The following is a 1,905-nucleotide window of genomic DNA, read 5'->3' on the forward strand; positions in this document are numbered from 1 at the left end:
CAAGGGCTGTTACTGTAGTCGTAGGCTGTGTTTCAGCATCGAGGAGTTCGATCGTAAACCTGCCTCGACCCACCTCCAGAAATACGCTGGTTCGTAGGTATCGATAAGTGCCAATGTGGAGTTGGATACTTTCAATGCGAGAGCCATGGGCAGTTTGAATAGATGTATCTGTGCGGCCTACACCGTAGTTCCAGCGATTACGACTAATAAAGTTAGTCGTGATATAGCTACTTGGCTCCTTGGGAAGACAGGCCGTCAGACCCCTTACTATTGAGATAATGAGGAAAACTACAATCCCAATGTAAACGTAACGGCGTTTCAACTGAGTTCCATAGGTTATAGGCAGACGCAGACTTTAAACCAGGGGAAGTAAAATTTCAAACTCTGTGCCAGTGCCGAAATCAGCGCTTAACTGAGAAGCATCGCCATCCTGGCTAGTAGTCGCTTTAGTGTTGAGAACATCATTCAGGCTATAGCCAGCATCAGCTTCAGTGCGCGATCGCAGCAGGAGCTTACCGCCATGCTTTTCTGTAACGATTTGGTAACTGATGGCAAGCCCTAAGCCTGTACCTTTGCCCATCGGTTTTGTTGTAAAGAAAGTTTCAAAGACTCGATCGCGAATTTCTGGCGGAATACCGCTGGCGTTGTCAGCAATACAAACAGACACCCACCGAGCATACTTTTGATGATTGGCGGGAAGGCCATCCGATCCGGCTGCTAACAATCGAGTCGTGATTTTAATACGAGGTTTCCAACGTTCAGATTTAGGAGTCTTTTCTGCCTTCTCCATTAAGGCATCGATCGCATTACTAAGAATATTCATGAACACCTGACTCAGTTGCCCTGAGTAACAGTTGATAGGAGGTAATTCTCCATAAGCGCGAATCACCTCAATGCCATATTTCAGGCGATTGTTCAAAATGAGGAGCGTATTTTCAATACAGTCATGTAAATTGGCTGGGCGGCGATTTGCCTCATCCACGTGGGAAAAGGTTTTCAACCCAACCACAATTTTTTGTAACCGTTCTGCGCCAACCTTCATGCTCTCAATCGCTTGTGGCAGGTCTTTTAGCAGAAACTCTAGCTCAATCTCATCCTTAAAGTTTTGGATAACATCAGAAGGGTTTTGCAACTCAGCATCCTGGAGTTCTAGTAACTTAATTAAATCATTGGTGTAAGCCAAAATGTAGCTAATATTGCCACAGATAAAGTTCACTGGGTTCAAAATCTCGTGTGCTACACCGGCTACCATCTGTCCCAAACTAGCCATCTTCTCAGTTTGAATGATTCGAGCTTGGGTTTGCTGGTTGAGCATATTTGTGGTCAGCTCATGGATGTTGGCATGGGCTACTAACAGGTTGTGTAAATCGAGCAGCCGATAATCGCCTGGGGCAAGTTGCACCACGATCGGCTCGTACAATACTTCAAGTGGACGCTGAAGGACATCATGGGCAGCTTTGACAATCAAACCGTCACCAGGATAAGTCTCAGTTACCAAATTGATAAAGCGCCGAAGAATCTCGACAGGTCGCCGCATGAACAATTCTCGCCCAAATTGACGACTAAGATACCTGAAGAACCGTCGTCGCGAAATCATCCCTACGAACTGCCCTTGATCCACCAAAATGACTCCTGGCAAAAATGGATTATTATCCAGCGCTTGAGCAATATCTCGTCCAGGACAATCTAGCTCGACTTGGAAGCTATGAAGCGGTAACTCCTGCAAGGTTGAATCTAGCGTGAGCGTGGGGATCGATAGCGTTTCTGTCAGAGATGTGGCTAACATAGGATTATCGGATTGGTGCATGGGTCTGGTGATGGCTAAGGGAACACTCTCAGACAAGTGGCTGACTAGATGGTAACTGGCTAAATGATTGTGTACGTTACTCCTACAAGTCACAACAA

The 1,905-nt window shown here is 46.1% G+C and carries 2 protein-coding genes; both read right to left on the reverse strand.

What is annotated here, in order from left to right; translation table 11 throughout:
* Positions 1-322, reverse strand: a 322-nt coding sequence (locus NZ772_18185) for a hypothetical protein (GenBank protein ID MCS6815485.1), incomplete at its 3' end; no start/stop codon positions are given.
* Between the two features lie 33 nt (positions 323-355).
* Complete coding sequence (locus tag NZ772_18190) at positions 356-1,786, reverse strand: ATP-binding protein (GenBank protein MCS6815486.1); 1,431 nt, start codon at positions 1,784-1,786, stop codon at positions 356-358.
* Positions 1,787-1,905: the final 119 nt, after the last annotated feature.

The organism is Cyanobacteriota bacterium, assembly GCA_025054735.1.
Classification (GTDB): Bacteria; Cyanobacteriota; Cyanobacteriia; order SKYG9; family SKYG9; genus SKYG9.